Annotated in this window: 11 protein-coding genes; 2 read left to right on the top strand and 9 right to left on the bottom strand. The window is 45.3% G+C overall.

All coding sequences use genetic code 11. From position 1 onward, the window contains the following. Window positions 1-344 precede the first annotated feature (344 nt). From SOHN41_RS19580 to SOHN41_RS02420, 6 genes are all read right to left on the bottom strand, one after another. On the bottom strand, window positions 345-1301 hold the full coding sequence (locus SOHN41_RS19580) for an AAA family ATPase (RefSeq protein ID WP_050801813.1): 957 nt from the start codon (window positions 1299-1301) through the stop codon (window positions 345-347). Continuing rightward, the gene (locus SOHN41_RS02445; RefSeq protein ID WP_202797548.1) at window positions 1298-1738 is read right to left on the bottom strand and encodes a hypothetical protein; all 441 of its coding nucleotides are present in this window, start codon (window positions 1736-1738) and stop codon (window positions 1298-1300) included. Before SOHN41_RS02445 ends, SOHN41_RS19580 begins: the two co-directional genes overlap by 4 nt. After that, on the bottom strand, window positions 1738-2658 hold the full coding sequence (locus SOHN41_RS02440; protein ID WP_007645188.1) for a hypothetical protein: 921 nt from the start codon (window positions 2656-2658) through the stop codon (window positions 1738-1740). The genes SOHN41_RS02445 and SOHN41_RS02440 overlap by 1 nt, the downstream gene beginning before the upstream one ends. Before the next feature lie 175 nt (window positions 2659-2833). Next, window positions 2834-3079 (bottom strand): hypothetical protein, encoded by a 246-nt coding sequence (locus SOHN41_RS02435; protein WP_037457886.1) that lies wholly within the window; start codon window positions 3077-3079, stop codon window positions 2834-2836. A 1333-nt stretch (window positions 3080-4412) separates the two neighbouring features. Further along, window positions 4413-5006 (bottom strand): hypothetical protein, encoded by a 594-nt coding sequence (locus SOHN41_RS02425; protein WP_007645183.1) that lies wholly within the window; start codon window positions 5004-5006, stop codon window positions 4413-4415. Between the two features lie 734 nt (window positions 5007-5740). Continuing rightward, window positions 5741-6703: a dienelactone hydrolase family protein gene (locus tag SOHN41_RS02420; protein ID WP_007645178.1), complete on the bottom strand. Its 963-nt coding sequence runs from the start codon at window positions 6701-6703 to the stop codon at window positions 5741-5743. Between the two features lie 270 nt (window positions 6704-6973). On the opposite strand from SOHN41_RS02420, the gene SOHN41_RS02415 reads away from it, so the two are divergent. Next, window positions 6974-9247 (top strand): hypothetical protein, encoded by a 2274-nt coding sequence (locus SOHN41_RS02415; RefSeq protein WP_007645176.1) that lies wholly within the window; start codon window positions 6974-6976, stop codon window positions 9245-9247. Window positions 9248-9256: 9 nt separating this feature from the next. Continuing rightward, a complete protein-coding gene (locus SOHN41_RS02410; protein WP_007645174.1) occupies window positions 9257-10987 on the top strand; it encodes a toxin-antitoxin system YwqK family antitoxin in 1731 nt (576 codons plus the stop codon). Window positions 10988-11269: 282 nt separating this feature from the next. On the opposite strand, the gene pbpG is transcribed toward SOHN41_RS02410, so the two are convergent. The 3 genes from pbpG to prfB form a co-directional block, all read right to left on the bottom strand. Continuing rightward, window positions 11270-12238 carry a D-alanyl-D-alanine endopeptidase gene (gene pbpG, locus SOHN41_RS02405; RefSeq protein WP_007645170.1) on the bottom strand — a complete coding sequence of 323 codons (969 nt, stop codon included), beginning with the start codon at window positions 12236-12238 and terminating at the stop codon, window positions 11270-11272. A 426-nt stretch (window positions 12239-12664) separates the two neighbouring features. Beyond that, complete coding sequence (lysS, locus tag SOHN41_RS02400) at window positions 12665-14167, bottom strand: lysine--tRNA ligase (protein ID WP_007645168.1); 1503 nt, start codon at window positions 14165-14167, stop codon at window positions 12665-12667. Between the two features lie 29 nt (window positions 14168-14196). Then, window positions 14197-15295 (bottom strand): peptide chain release factor 2 gene (gene prfB / locus SOHN41_RS02395; protein WP_192825498.1). Its coding sequence is split into 2 segments (ribosomal slippage): window positions 14197-15219 and window positions 15221-15295, totalling 1098 coding nucleotides; the frame shifts between segments, so codons are not numbered across the junction. Window positions 15296-15714 lie beyond the last annotated feature (419 nt).

Here is a 15714-nt window from a genome sequence, read left to right as displayed (position 1 = left end):
CTAACCCTAAAATATATCTAGATACCATCTTTTTCTGGCTATCCAAGTACTTTACATTTTCATCAATACTCATCGGTTGTATAAGGGTATCTGCTAAAAACAAGGCATCATCTACGTGTTGATGACAAGCCGGACAACTATCAAGCGCAAGGCTTAAACCACTCTCCGCACCAAATTCCTTGAGTTTTTTAGCAATCTTATTTTTTCTAAGTCTTTTTCTATTTCTGATTTAAGTGATAAATACTCAGCCAGCCTAGCTTTGGAAAGCCGAATCTCCGCATTAGCAGAATCAAGCATAGAAGCCAGCTGGTCTAACTCTGCTTTTGAACTTTCATATGCCTCTATTAAATCGATAGCAACATCATCTCTTGTTTTTTCTCAGCCTCATCAATAGCCTCAATTTTTCTTACCAATTCAACAATGTAATCACTTAGAACAAAGGTAGAATCCTCAACTTGCTTAGTAATTCTGACTAGTTTCGGGTCAAAAATATCATCAGCTGTACGTTTAACACCCATCACACTGATAGAATGATCCTCTTCCAGTAGTCCAATTTTAACCTTTTCCTCAGACCATTTGGATTGAATATTGGCCAGCTCTGTTGTCAAAGTTGATTTAAGTCTTTCGTTTTCGAAAACATCCAACCCCAGAATAAATTCAACGATTTTTGTTCTCACATCACGGATAGCGTAATAGGGAGTATTCGCTATGTAATCAGTCCACCCTCTCTTTTGCTCAATTAGGAGAGCGGAAAAAATGGTTTGAATATAGAGTTTAACTTCTCCACCATTGGCTCCAGGAACAAACGGAAGGCTTAAATTTAAAAAATTTTCAAGGAATGTAAAATAGCCTGATTCAGCGTTCTGTGCAGAGCCTTTATCATGTAAATACTTTGGAGATATATCAAATTTTTTATCACTTTTCGAAAGATAATCCCCATGTATGACTTCAATTAGTTTCGTATCCTTTTCAGACGAGTTTATTGCTCTTTTTAACGTTACAACATCATTATTCTTATTTGAAATCTGTAAATAGACGTAAGAAGATACTATCTTTACCTTATCCTTTTCTTCACTTTCAACATATTCCTTCAATGCATAAGGCAAGGTCTTTTCACCTTTTCCTCCAAGAATCTCCTCCATGCCAAGTGAATAGACAAGAGAATTAACCAATGTGCTTTTACCTGAGGAATTATTACCGCGCACAACGTTTAATCCAGATTTAAATTCACATTCAAATCCGTACTCCCCGCCAGTTGTATAGAGAACTATTTTGAATTTTTCTAGCTGCAAGCCAATCATTCCCATTCCCCAATAATATTTTCCACCATGCCTTCAGTAATTTTCGAACCTAAAGTCTCAAGAAAAAAGTAATCATCTTTAAAAGCTATCTCGCTATCAATTTTTGCAATGTATTTAGCGCCATTTTTAGTTAACTTATATGACAATCCAGATTTGCTAATCAGTCCTTCTGCTTCAGCATACTGAAGCGATATATTGACCGCTGGGTCAACCCCCCAAACTCCAAATAAAATTTGGTTTTGGTTCGCCGACTCTAACAACATCTTTTTTCTTCTATCATCCTTCAACACCCAGCTGAACAAATGTAGTCGAATTAAGCTAGATTGCTTTCCTCTTGACGAGAGATTTAATACTAATAGTAGTTGAGTGATTTTATAGATAGGTCTATGCTCAGCCATAAGTGGCATAGGCTTTCTGTGAAATGTAAGTTTATTCATCATTCAATACCTAACGGACACAATGCAATCCACTTTGAAGTCATTTGATCAGCTATCCGATACCTCTCTGCCTCTCCTAAAGTAGGAGTTGCCTCTCCCAATCTTTGAGCTAATTCGTCTCGAACCTTAGATATCAATTCTTCAGCGTCTCCGCGCCAAGTTATACACAACTCTTCTACTTCACTTTCATATTGGTTTATTACCCTCATCACATGAAAGTAGATTTCCGAGGCCTTTTTCTCAATATCTTTTAGGAATAGCTCACTTTGGAGCCATTTATTTGAAGTTAGGCGATTCAATTTTAGATGCTTTTCTTCATTTAAAACTCCATTGAATGTACAGCGAACTTTATTTTTCCTACTGATATTCTCCTCATATTCTGAGACATCTTTTTCTTCTGCTTGACTTGCCAATTCTAATGCAGAAAAAAGAGTAATCTTTTTTCCTTTCGCTGTTAGGATTTCATTGATTTCAGTTGCAAAAAAATCAGCGTCTTGAAGAATAACTTTGAAGTCAGGATGTATAATTGAAAGCCCCCATTTGACAACCTCTTCTTGCTTCGCTTGCGCGTGACGGAGCAATTTATTGTCGGTGATTATCGGAGTAACGAAAACCCACTCTTTGATTTTCGTTTTACCCATTCGACGAGAAATTTCATTTTCATATGTTCTAAGCTTCTCAAGGTCTTTAGTTATTTTGTCTCTCTGCTTATCGTACAATTCTTTTTGAGTGTAGTTGGTATCTGGGCAATAACACTGAAATGCCATCCCGTCTAATTTCGTAAACCCTTCGATCCCGAAATCACCAGGAGATGCAACCATTTCTTGGTATTGTTTATCTTTATACTTTGATTTAAAAATTATTTGACACAGGTCTTCCCATGAATCCCCGTCAAAAATTCCGTACGTAGTGTGGATCATTTAATAATTCCAAAGTCCATTGTGTCTTCTACTCTATGGCCTGCCATAACGCCCTGTTAAGGGGTGGACAATGCAATACCGAAGCCGCCGCAGACCACCTTAATCACTTAAACCAACGCATAGTAAAAACGCCACGCGTTGCGAATCCCTCTTGAACAGTTTGTTAGCTGAATGTCTATTTAGGTACGATAACCTCTTTTGTAGTTATCACACTATAATAATCAAGTGCAAACGAGCCTATTGCAGTAATTCCCATAATTAATAAAGAAATGATCGCGACTATAGCAGTAAACCGAATCCAAAATAGTTCACGACGTTTGAATTCACCCTCAGTCGCATTTCGTTGGATGGAGTTCTCCATTGCACTGCCGTACATCTTCGAAAGATCATTTGCAGTTACTTTTTTGAGGTCTTTATTCATAGTTCCTACATCCATTTAGATAGACTCACAGACTATAATTTTGATTGGTATACAAATCGTTGAAGTATGTCAGTAAAAGAGCAGTCCACTCACATGACGATGAATTCAGCTAAAAGTGTATTACCCGGACTTCTAACGAAACCCAAGCCGTAAATGGCTTAACCTTCGAACAGCCAGAATAAATAATTAAAATATTTCAATAACTTAGTGTCAATCAAGATCAGTTTTCAACATTTTTTCATGCAGAAAAATCGAGACCTTACATACCGAGAAGCGTTTTAGAAAAGATCGGACAGGCACATTTTTATGCCTTAATAATCGACCAATAACACCTGAGCCGAAGGAGTACACCATCCCCTCGGAGTTGCCGCGGGGCGAATAGGCAAATTGCGTGAGTCTCGCCATGGATGGCGAGCTAGCTTTCGCAGGTGCAGGGACGCATCCTTCGGAAGCGATAGCAAATTTGCCAATGAGTCCAAGGGGCTTTCAACTCCGTTGGGGGCGGCAAGGACTCTTATTAACAAAGAGGCATGAGGGAATTGCTGTTGCTCCCCCTCTTGGTCGACTCTTGTTTAAAAATTAGGGGGTGAAGTCCCACGACCTTGATTCACCTCGGCCGACAGGCCGCAAAAACAAAAGCCCCGCCATGGCTACCGCACTTGGCTAACAACCATTAGCCAAGGGATTGCACTGCTGTAATGCTTTTATAGGCTCTAGGCTCTAGGCTCTAGGCTCTAGGCTCTAGGCTCTAGGCTCTAGGCTCTAGATGCTAATCGCATATTGTTCAGGAGGCGTTTCTAGCGAAATAAAGATACATCTTCCTGATGCAAGTGAACTTAACCGTGGTCACGATTAAGTTTCATCCTTGTTAAAAACCTAAGATAACGACATAGCGTACACTTGTCTATAACTTTAGCATTACAAATTAGATAGTTAAGTGATAACTAATTTTAGTATTTAGCTTTTAGGAGCAAGCCCACAACTCCACAACCAAAGGAATACACCATCCCCTCGGAGTTGCCGCAGGGCATTTGCGTTCGTTGCGTGAGCGAGGCATGGATGCCGAGATAGCGTCAGTCGAATCAGGGACGAGCGTCTGACGCGTTAGCATAAGGACGCTTAATGCCCAAGGGGCTTTCAACTCCGTTAGGGACGCCGGGGGATATCCAAAAGGGGAACAGGCGCTTTTCCCCTTTTGGTCGGGTGTGGGGTGAAGCCCCACGACTTTGATTCACCTCGGCCGATAGGCCGCATCCAATAAGCAATAACATTGCCCATTCGCAACACCAAGCGAACCAGCAATGTCATAGGGTTGTGGATTGAAACTAAAACACTACTCGCAATGGAATAACTGTTCAGTCCGCATGGTGGCATATTCATCCCACTGCCGCCTTTGGTCCAGATAAAAGTTGTCGCAATCTTGCCTTAATTCCCCCTGCAAACAGGTATGTAAGCCCGTCACCACCTCGAGTATTCTTGCCTTAGTGCTCGCAGCTCGTGATTTAACCTCATCACAGGACATATTAGTTGTTTGGTGTGGGTACTTGCTCGCGGCTAAATGGGAGTCGAGCACAGCTTTACGCTCGGCCTTGGACAAATCAGCCATTCGCACTTTACCCGCTTGCACATCGCTCATCAGGCTATAGACACGGCTCGGATTTAATTCGCCAGCATTATCGGCGGGGCCAATAAGCTCCACCTCATTACAGGCACCATTGTCTAAATACAAACTGCAACGCCAAATATTGCCTTTATAGTTAATTTTATCAGGATTAAATTTACGATTTTTATCCCATATACACTTACACGGGACCTCTGCCTGTTTCGCGCCCTGATCCTTAGCCACGGCCTCTGCTCCCGCCATTAAGCCTGCTGACATAATAAATAATGCCAGTAATAGCCAAGGTAACTTCATATGCTGACTCATACATCCCCCTTATATGCTGCTTATACGGTTGTTAAACAAGTCTGGGATAAGCCCACAACAGCACCAACAAAAATATAACACTGTGATTTTATGGTTTATTGACCACGGTCAACTAACTGAATTTTAATTGGATCTTCAATTAGATTGATAGGTGTGATAGAAGAGGGACAAACCGCTTTCTTTTTGTCTTAATAACTCGGCAACAACGCCCAAAACCATATTCTTGCAAAGTTGCTGAAGGGCATTGAAGACACTTTATTAAACAGATGGAGTGAGCCTGGTCATGGTCGTTTCCGTGCATCTGATCCATAGGGAAATGGAAAATGTCAGGATGATGTATATAACATCATTGACCATGCTCTTCACGACATTCAGGCATCCTGCCTATCAGATGCCAAGCTAGCTTTCGGACTCTTGGTTAAATGAATAGGGCGCCCCATCGAAAGGGTTAGCGATTTTCGAATAAGCACTAAGCTCTGATTTATAAATGAAGGGCTAAGGCATGTAACTTCGCTAGCGTGAGTGCTGCGTAGCAACGTTTCGAACCAGAGCAAGGGAGGGCAAACTGGCGGTTAGACATGGACCTTGTTCGGCAAGGGATTTCCAAAAGGGAAACAAGCATTTCCCCTTGTGGTCGACTCTTGATAAAAAATCAGGGGGTGAAGCCCCACGACTTTGATTCACCTCGGCCGATAGGCCGCATCCCAAAATTCCCCTTTGCAATTCGGCAAAATCTAACCTTGTAGATATTTACCAAAAAAATCCAAGGTTCTTGCCCATGCAAGCTCGGCGGTTGGCTCATCATAGCGGCCGGTGGAATCATTATGGAAACCATGATTCACATTGGGATAGAGGTAGGCAATATACTCGGCTTTATTGGCTTTTAATTGGTTTTCATACTCGGCCCAAGTATCGTTAATTCGTTGATCTAAGGCGGCAAATTGCAGCATCAGCGGCCCTTTCACTCGGCTGCGTAGCTCTGTTGCCGCAGGGGTGCCATAGAAAGGCACACCAGCATTGAGTTCATCGGGAATGGTGGCGGCGAGCATATTGACTATATAGCCACCAAAACAGAAACCGACGGCGCCGAGTTTGCCATTACTATTGGGATGCGCCTTTAAAAAGCGGGCGGCGGCGATAAAGTCCTGCTCGATTTTGGCCCGGTCTAAACTGCTTTGCATCGCGCGGCCCGCATCGTCATTGCCGGGATAACCGCCGAGGCTATAGAGGGCGTCGGGGGCAAAGGCGATATAGCCCTTGGCCGCTAAGCGGCGGGCGACATCTTCGATATAGGGATTAAGGCCGCGGTTTTCGTGCACCACTAACACTACGGCGGCTTTTTTAGTGGGATCTAAGGTCTTAGGATCGCCCGCCTCTTTACCAGGGATCAGCAGCGAGCTTGGTATCACTAAGTAGCCGCGCCCTTCGCCATAGCCCTCTGGGGATGGAAACTTCACATAACTGGCTTGAATACTGGGATCGTTAAAGGAGACTTGCTCGGCTAAGGCGTAGTTAGGCATAAGTGCGCCGGTGAGCGTGGTCATGGTAAAACCCAGTGCCACTAAGCCTGCGAGGCGCGCCATAAACTCACGGCGATCGATAATGCCGTGGGCATATTCATCGTACCAATCGAAGGCTTCCTGCGGGATAGGGTGGGAGGCGGGCGTTGCACTGTCGGATTTGTGTTGTGGGCTCATCGTTCTTTCTCCATTGAACAAGCTACCACAGGTTTATCTTCCCTAGCTTGTGAGTTATCTAGCGGCGTTAACAAGAGTAAAGGATGAAGCCTTATCAGGGCAATCGGCTTTCTCACCTTAGGCAGATATTCATCATGTAAACTTATGACTGATCTTGCGCCCAGATTGGCATGAGCTTTTTATTCCTAGAGACTTTTTTGTGTATACTGTCGCCAAATTTTAGCTTAATAGATTTACATTTCAATAACATAAGTTACCAATGGAGTTCAGATGGCTATAGGGATATGCAGGGTAATTTGTACCACTCTCACACTCACGCTGGGGTTAACGGCTTGCGATAATCTAGCTTCCGACAAGTCGGCTGGCATCCCCACCGCCCGCGAATATCAGCTGATTTCGACCCTCAGCATTAATGATGGTATTGAAACCCAGAAAAACATGCAGGGACGCGTGCTGCTGAATTACCAGTTGCAGGACGCAAAAGGCAAAGTGGATAGCTTAACCACGCCATTAACCAATAATGCACAGTTTTTCGTTCAGCCGAGCCTGATGCAATTGAGCGATCACGGCATGCCTATCCCCATCAGTAATATCGATCCCAAAAATAGCGCCAGGGAACTCACCTCCATCATTAAAGCGGGCTTTAATCTGGAGCTGAGAAATGGTGATAACAATCGCCTCACCCCAGTCACCAAGATAGAAGAGCAGGATATCGCCGAGCTATTTAACCGTTGGGCAAATCTTAAGTCCTTGTTTGAACAGTCACCTACCCTGCCCGTGGTGCTCGAACCCCGCGTGGGTTATAGCGTCAGCGCCCCCATGGATGAGCGCTTAACCTGGACGGTTGAGCAAGTGAGTGAAGATAAGTTATTCGCCGTACTACAAGGGGAGAAAGATAGCTTTAAAGCCTATGGCAAGTTCGAGCTTAACCGTAAGACTGGTTGGCTAGAGAGCATGGCGCTGTTTAAACAGGACAAGCAGCGCGGTAAAACCTTCACCCAACGCATAGTGATGGCACCTAAGGATCGCCCCTATGTGATGAGCATTCTTTGGCATGCCGATGACAACTACGATGCCGAGCGGAATGTAGACGATCTGCACAAAGAGCTGTACCCCATAAGCCATGTGCAGCGGGAATATAAGCCTAACGACAAGGCATTTATCCAATCCTTATTAGCTGATCAACAAGGTATTATTGATAATATCGGCGACTGGGGCAGCAATTCCCCCGAAGAGATGCAACTACGCTTTGTGCATGCCATGAGTCCGCAATATGTTGCCGCAGATATGCGTTACGGGGACATCACCGCCTTTGATGAGAGTGGTAAAGCACTAGATCTCAACTTCTGGCAACACAGCACTGGCTCGGCAATTAATTTCAGCCGCAATATAGAGTCTTCGGCCGATATCATAGCCACAGGTTGGGATAACACCGCCGCTAAACTCAGTCAAATCAGCTATATCAACGCCAAGCTCACCCTAATCCCCGAGGCGAATAACGTCATCGATAAATCCTGGGATGAATTGCTGGCTAAGCCCTATACCTTTGGCTATGCCAGCCTGACAATCCAGCCCCTAGATGCGGATGCCAAACTCTTTAAAGTGGTGATTAAACAGAGCAAAACCCACAACATTAACCTTGGTATTCAGCAGTTAACAGGCAAAATGGCCGAGGCGCGTCCCGAAGGGGATTACCCCGAGTGGCTTACCGTCTCCGATAAGGAACTGCTGGAGCAACTAATCGGTGTTGATGAAAACACTCACCTGATGACCCGCTCCTTAGTGCTGAAGTTAGACGAGATCCCAAAGACCGTACTGTTAGTGGAGAGTCAGCCACAAGCCGAACTCACCCAAACCAAGAATATCCGTTTTGTGCCTTATACCGAGTACAACCAAAATCTCGCTAATCCCCAGAGTGAGTTTGGCAATGCCAGCATGGATAACTTCATCTATGGGGATCTTACGTCGCCAAAGGCTGAAATCGGCACAGTTAAAGATATTAAACCTGCCACTGAAAATGGTCACAACTTATATATTCCCATGTCAGCCGCGTTAGCAACTGCCTGTAAACCTGAAATAGAACAAGGCTTTAATGAAGGAAAACAGACGGTGACTTGGCAGTTTGTGCCCAAAGGGCCAGAAGGCGCAGCTTACCATTTGATGACGCCCGATCGCGTGCGCCAGTACTTCTACGATAAGCGCATTCAAGGCACCATTCATTGCAAAGGGGATATCAGCTGGCAAGCTTTAGCGCAGTCAGTGACTGATCGCCCTTGGTTAATCGATTTACAATCTTGGCTGACCGACACAGATTATGGCAAGGAGCCGAGTAAAGATCTGCCCAACTACTTTAGGGTCGAGGATGCCCAAGGCAAACCATTAACCATTCGCCTACCCGAAGCAAGCGAGCTTAGGATTAACGAGGTACTCGTCGATGGCCGCTATTTAAGTGTCACGGGCGCCGCCGCTAAGGTGAGCTATATGACGATCTCCAAAGATCCCGTCGACATCCCCTATGAATTCACCTTTAAACCTTTGCCTTAAGGAGCGGTTATGCGTCCATTTACTGTAAAACTGCTCCTTGGAGCACTCGCCCTCATCAGTACCCATGCCAATGCGGAAAAGGTGTTACTCGATGCCCATTGGAATGTCGTCAAAGATGAAAAACAGGCTCTGTACTATTTTGAGCAACCCGTTGTTCTGACAGACGGTTACTATAAGGTCGAGGTTTACTACAAAGAAAAGAATATGCTTTTCTGCTCAACGGCCATCGCCGATAAAAAGATCGGCAAGGCGCTCACCAGTGAGCAATTTCGCGGGCCTTATCAATGTAATTTCGATGATGGTAAGCCCTACGAACAGGGCGCTCGTAACGCACAAGGCCAACTAGATGGCGTAATCAAAAAGTACATAGCCACCGGCGCATTGTACGTTGAATCCCGCTACGAAAATGGCGTTAAACAAGGCCTAGAAACCGGTTACTGGGAAGGCGGTAATATCCGCTACAAAACCACCTTTAAAGATGGCAAAGAGGTCGGCATAAGCGAACTCTTTGATAGCGATGGAAATCTTAGGGGCAAGGTCTGCAATAGTGGCACTTGTGTTACCCAGTACTATGACAATGGCAACTTACACCTCGAAATCCCCATGGTAGATGGGCTTAAACATGGCAACGAAACGAATTGGGGCTTTGGTAAAATCATTTCGACCCAAGCTTATGTGAAAGATAAGAAACACGGGGATTATTTCGAATATTTCTCTGATGGCAAGGTAAAGCAGCACTTTCAATATCAAGATGATTATAAGGTTGGTGAGCAGCTCACTTACTTTGAAAATGGCCAGCTCAAATTAAAGGAAGTCACCAACGATAAGGGCGATGTAATCAAGGCTATCGAATACGATGACAAGGGTCAGATTAAAAAGACCATCGACAGCAAATACCAAGGTAATCGCTGGGTGTATCGTAAGCAGCAGCGCTATCGTGACGGCCAATTGATTGAGACTCAAGAAGAAGACAGACTCAAAGACTGGGCACTCTCCGAAACCTTCAAAAATGGGCTGTTAATCGAGCGCCAGGAGCGACTCAATAAGCAATTAAATGGCTTACAGATCAAATCTTTCGATTACAACGATGTCATCACCCTCTCCCGCGATAATTATCAGGCGGGTAAGCGTGAAGGCGCCTATGAAACGGTGAATATTGAGCAAGTCACAGGCAAAAGTCGGCTGGCCGAGCAAGGTCAGTATGCCAACGACAAACCCGCTGGCACCTGGCAAAAATATCAGGAAGACGCCACCCTCACCTTTAGCCATGACGATAACGGCGAGCTGCACGGTGAATTCCACAATGAGACTAACTCGGGGCAGTTGCTTGAATCTATTCACTTTAAGCATGGTAAGCCCGATGGATTAGTCCAGCGTTATGCCAGTAATGGCCAAGTGTATGAAAAAGGCGAATACCGTAATGACCTGCGCGAGGGTGATTGGGTATTCACCGATACCGAGTTCCAATATAGTCCAAGGCCGAATCCTGAAAGACGCTCTTGGCATGGACGCTTCGACAAAGGTAAGCAAGTCGGCCACTGGGAACTGCGTACACCCGAGGAATATGTGCTCGAAATTGCCAACTATGACGACCAAGGTAAGTTGCATGGCAAGCAATACGAGTTTGATGAACATGGCTGGATACAAGTCATTAATCATTACAATCACGGCCAGTTTTTGAATCAGGAAATACCGCCGCCAGCCTTACCGGTTGAAGATAACGTCTTTCCCTTTTATTAGTGACTGTAAGCTTTTTAGCTTAACGCCATTCGCGTAAACTGACGCGCTGTGCACTCGGCCAAAGTGCGCAGCATCAACATAGTGTAAACGTTAGGATTCTTATACTTGCCACCCATTGCGCGGCCCTAAGATCCACAGCAAGGGATCGGCATATTCAATAAGCCACAATGTGGGCCCAATGTCGAAAAACGCACTAAAGGCAAAGGTATTTACGCCCAAATGGACTTATGAATAAAAAAGGCCAGACTGAAATCTGACCTTTAGCTCCCCAAGTTGTAAACCTTAAGGTTGGCTCACTTTAGCCAATTGCTGCTGACTGCGCTGCTTCTTATATTGCTTAGCTTCCGCAGGGATAGGTGTGACTTTGCCCGTTTCTAACCAGTTGCGTAAACGATTGGCATCGGCCATATGGGTGTACTTGCCATAGGCATCGAGCACCACAAAAGCGACCTGACGTTTGGCCATTTCGGTACGCATCACAAGGCAATGACCCGCTTCGTTAGTAAAGCCGGTTTTAGTGAGGTGAATATTCCAGTTATCCTTGTAAACCAAACGGTTAGTATTGCGAAAATCTAAACTGTATTTTGGCTTACCGAAGGTGACCGTTTTCTTTTCGGTGGAACTCAGTTGACCTAATATGGGATAGCCTTCACTGGCTTTAAGTAACACGACTAAATCCTTTGCACTGGAGACGTTCTTTTCGGACAATCCTGTAGGCTCAACATAACGGGTGTTTTTCATCCCTAATGCTTTGGCTTTGTCATTCATCGCCTTGATAAAGGCCTTATGTCCACCGGGATAGTGGTGGGCAAGACTGGCGGCAGCACGGTTTTCAGATGACATTAATGTCAGTAATAGCATCTCTTTACGGCTAATGACACTGCCGATACGCACCCGCGAATATACGCCGCGCATTTCTTTGGTGTCGTTGATATTAATCGCCAGTTTTTCATCCATAGGTAACTTAGCATCTAGGGTCACCATGGCGGTCATCAGCTTAGTCACAGAGGCAATCGGCCTTACCGCATCGGGATTACTGGAATAGAGAATTTCGTTGGTTTTCAGATCAACCACCAGTGCACTATTGGCGGCCACTTCCTGCTGTTTAGCAGGGGCTTTTTTAGCGGCTGTTGCTTTAGTGACGGTGCTTTTTGTAGTGACAGAGGCCGAATCGGCAGAATGCGCTGTCGCGGCAACAGTAAAACTGCTGCATACCAAGATAAAACTACCAAGCAGAGAAGGGATCTTCATTTAAATTTCACTGAGTCGTTAATAAGAATGTGCTACGGCACAGGGTTGAGACTAAGTATAAGAGGTCTATGGTGAAAGGCATAGAACACAACTCGACTTTTATCAGCAATATCAGTATTTTTCGCCAGCCATGTCACAAAAAAGTAACAGTTTAAATAGTTAGACTCTGCGAATAACTAAGCATCTAGATTTATACTTTTGACTTACCTAAGCAACTAAAACTGCAAAAGTGATTTTTAGCAGTATAAAACTTCACAAAAAAGAGTTGATAACCTTTTTAACTCGATGATGAAGAGACACTTCCCATACACATTCCCCCCACGGTGGTGAGTTAAATGAGTGAATATACAAAAACAAAAACCAGCCATTAGGCTGGTTTTTACTTAGGGCTAAGGTCAAGTTAGCCCCTAAATGGACTCGGCAAAATTAAGCCTGTGGGCGCATCGCCGGGAATAGGATCACATCACGGATAGTGTGAGTGTTAGTGAATAGCATCACTAAACGGTCGATACCGATACCTTGACCCGCTGTTGGTGGTAAACCGTGTTCCAGTGCAGTGATGTAGTCTGCATCGTAGAACATGGCTTCATCGTCACCCGCATCTTTCGCATCAACCTGTGCTTTAAAGCGGCTGTCTTGGTCCTGCGCATCGTTTAACTCACTGAAACCGTTAGCCACTTCACGGCCACCGATGAAGAATTCAAAACGGTCGGTGATAAAGTGGTTGTCATCGTTACGACGTGCCAGTGGTGAAATGTCCGCTGGGTAGCCAGTGATGAAGGTCGGTTGCATTAACTGCCATTCAGCGGTTTCACCGAAAATTTCTTCGAGCAGCTGACCACAGGTCCAGAACTTCTCGATCTTGATGCCAAGGCTGATTGCCAGTTCACGCATAAATTCAAGATCTTTCACTTGCTCGTAGGTCATGGCTTGGATAGTCGCGTTGTCAGGATTGTACTTCTGAATCGCTTCTAACATGCTGAGACGGGCATATGGGCCACCGAAATCAACGGTGTGCTCACCGTATGGCATTTGCGCGCTGCCTAACAGTTCAATCGCGATAGAGCTTAACAGTTCTTCGGTTAAGTCCATCAGATCTTTGTAGTCAGCGTAGGCCATATAGAATTCCATCATAGTGAATTCTGGGTTATGGCGTGGCGACAGACCTTCGTTACGGAAGTTACGGTTGATTTCGAATACACGCTCAAAACCACCTACCACTAAACGCTTGAGGTATAACTCTGGCGCGATACGCAGGTACATTGGCATGTCCAGCGCATTGTGGTGAGTGATAAATGGACGGGCTGAAGCACCGCCTGGGATCACGTGCATCATTGGAGTTTCAACTTCCATGAACTCTTTTTTGATCATGAAGTTACGGATAGCTGCAACCACTTTAGAGCGCATCACGAAGGCTTGACGAGATTCTTCGTTAACGATCAGGTCAACATAACGTTGGCGGTAACGGGTTTCTTGATCGGTTAGGCCGTGGAATTTCTCTGGCAGAGGACGCAGTGCTTTAGTCAGCAGTTGGTACTCTTCCATATTGACGTATAGATCGCCTTTGCCAGACAAGTGCAACTGACCAGTCACGCCTATGATGTCACCGATATCCAGACCTTGGTATCTGTCTTTCAGATCCGCTTGTACGCCCTTTTCAGCGTAGGCTTGGATGCGGCCAGAAACGTCTTGAATCACCAGGAATGGGCCACGTTTTGCCATGATACGGCCAGCGATACTGGTTTTAAAACCTAAGTCTTCGAGTTCTTCCTTAGTGTTTTGACCGTATTTCTCCTGTAACTCGGCCGCCTTATGGGTACGGCGGAAGGTATTAGGGTGGGCATTCGCGCTGCAATTCGGGCGAATGCTGTCTAGCTTGGCACGACGCTCGGCGATCAGTTTGTTTTCATCTTGTACTTGTTCAGTCATCTTATTTCTCGTCTATACCTTTGAATTAATTACAGCCCTGATTTCAAACTGGCTTCGATAAACCTATCCAGATCGCCATCGAGTACCGCCTGGGTATTGCGCGTCTCCACGCTGGTACGTAAGTCTTTAATACGGGAATCGTCCAATACATAGGAGCGAATTTGACTGCCCCAGCCGATATCAGATTTAGCATCTTCGGCGGCTTGCTTTTCAGCATTTTGCTTATGCATTTCGAGTTCAAACAGTTTGGCTTTTAACTGTTTCATCGCCGAATCTTTGTTCTTGTGCTGTGAACGGTCGTTCTGGCACTGCACCACGGTATTGGTCGGTAAGTGGGTAATACGTACCGCAGATTCGGTTCGGTTAACGTGCTGACCACCGGCGCCCGAGGCGCGGTAAACGTCGATACGTAAGTCAGCAGGGTTGATATCTATGGTGATATCGTCGTCAATCTCTGGGTATACGAATACCGAGCAGAATGATGTATGGCGACGGCCCGATGAATCGAACGGCGATTTACGCACTAAACGGTGCACGCCGGTTTCGGTACGTAACCAACCGAAGGCATATTCACCGGTGAATTTAATGGTCGCCCCCTTGATACCGGCCACATCACCGTCGGTCACTTCCATCAGCTCAGGGCTAAAACCGTGGGCATCGCCCCAACGCAGGTACATACGCAGTACCATGTTGGCCCAATCTTGGGCTTCGGTGCCACCACTGCCAGACTGAATGTCTAAGTAACAGTTTGAGGCGTCCTGCGGACCGGAGAACATACGGCGGAATTCGAGTTCGGCCAAACGGCTTTCTAAATAATCCAGCTCTTTGGTGGTTTCATTGAAGGTATCTTCGTCATCTTCTTCAACGGCCAGCTCGAGCAGCCCTTCGACATCCTCAAGACCTGTGTCCATATCGTCGATAGTTTTCACTACGGCTTCGAGGTTTGCACGCTCTTTGCCTAGGGCTTGGGCGCGTTCTGGGTCGTTCCACACATCGGAACTTTCAAGCTCACGGGTGACTTCTTCTAGACGCTCATGTTTAGCATCGTAGTCAAAGATACCCCCTAAGAAGCTGCGTACGCTCGGCAAGCTCCTTAATTTTGAATTTTACTGGATTAACTTCAAACATGAATTTTCAACTTTCTTTATTTGGCCGCTTTAATCGATCTTCCATTAAAGGTGGCGGTGATTAACAGTATGCAACCGCGGATTTTAACCTAACAACGCCTGTAAACCTAGGCCACAGCGTTTATTAAATGGGATTTAACCGATTATTTTCCAACCATAATAGCCAGAGTTCGAAGGGCAAGACTAACAAATATCCCTTAATGAATACCGTGATCCTAGGTGAACTTAGTCGCACAATTTTTGTGTCATGCCTAAAAATGGGTTAACTATCAATAGCAATGCCCATTTAACGCCCCATATATGCCAGATAAATCACAGGATCCGGCCAATAAAACCCCGTCAGAGCACAGTCTCGGATGAGTTTGTGATGCAAGCTGCAATTCAGTATCAAACTTCCCCCGCCCATAAGCATCTTCTAAA

This window comes from Shewanella sp. HN-41 (assembly GCF_000217915.1).
Lineage (GTDB): Bacteria > Pseudomonadota > Gammaproteobacteria > Enterobacterales > Shewanellaceae > Shewanella.
This window is presented reverse-complemented; position numbering and strand designations above follow the sequence as displayed.

Coding starts and splice junctions, on each gene's coding strand:
- SOHN41_RS02410 (WP_007645174.1), top strand. CDS start 9,257: ATGCGTCCATTTACTGTAAAACTGCTCCTTGGAGCACTCGCCCTCATC.
- lysS (WP_007645168.1), bottom strand. CDS start 14,167: ATGACTGAACAAGTACAAGATGAAAACAAACTGATCGCCGAGCGTCGT.
- SOHN41_RS02420 (WP_007645178.1), bottom strand. CDS start 6,703: ATGAGCCCACAACACAAATCCGACAGTGCAACGCCCGCCTCCCACCCT.
- SOHN41_RS19580 (WP_050801813.1), bottom strand. CDS start 1,301: ATGATTGGCTTGCAGCTAGAAAAATTCAAAATAGTTCTCTATACAACT.
- SOHN41_RS02435 (WP_037457886.1), bottom strand. CDS start 3,079: ATGAATAAAGACCTCAAAAAAGTAACTGCAAATGATCTTTCGAAGATG.
- SOHN41_RS02445 (WP_202797548.1), bottom strand. CDS start 1,738: ATGAATAAACTTACATTTCACAGAAAGCCTATGCCACTTATGGCTGAG.
- SOHN41_RS02415 (WP_007645176.1), top strand. CDS start 6,974: ATGGCTATAGGGATATGCAGGGTAATTTGTACCACTCTCACACTCACG.
- SOHN41_RS02440 (WP_007645188.1), bottom strand. CDS start 2,658: ATGATCCACACTACGTACGGAATTTTTGACGGGGATTCATGGGAAGAC.
- SOHN41_RS02425 (WP_007645183.1), bottom strand. CDS start 5,006: ATGAGTCAGCATATGAAGTTACCTTGGCTATTACTGGCATTATTTATT.
- pbpG (WP_007645170.1), bottom strand. CDS start 12,238: ATGAAGATCCCTTCTCTGCTTGGTAGTTTTATCTTGGTATGCAGCAGT.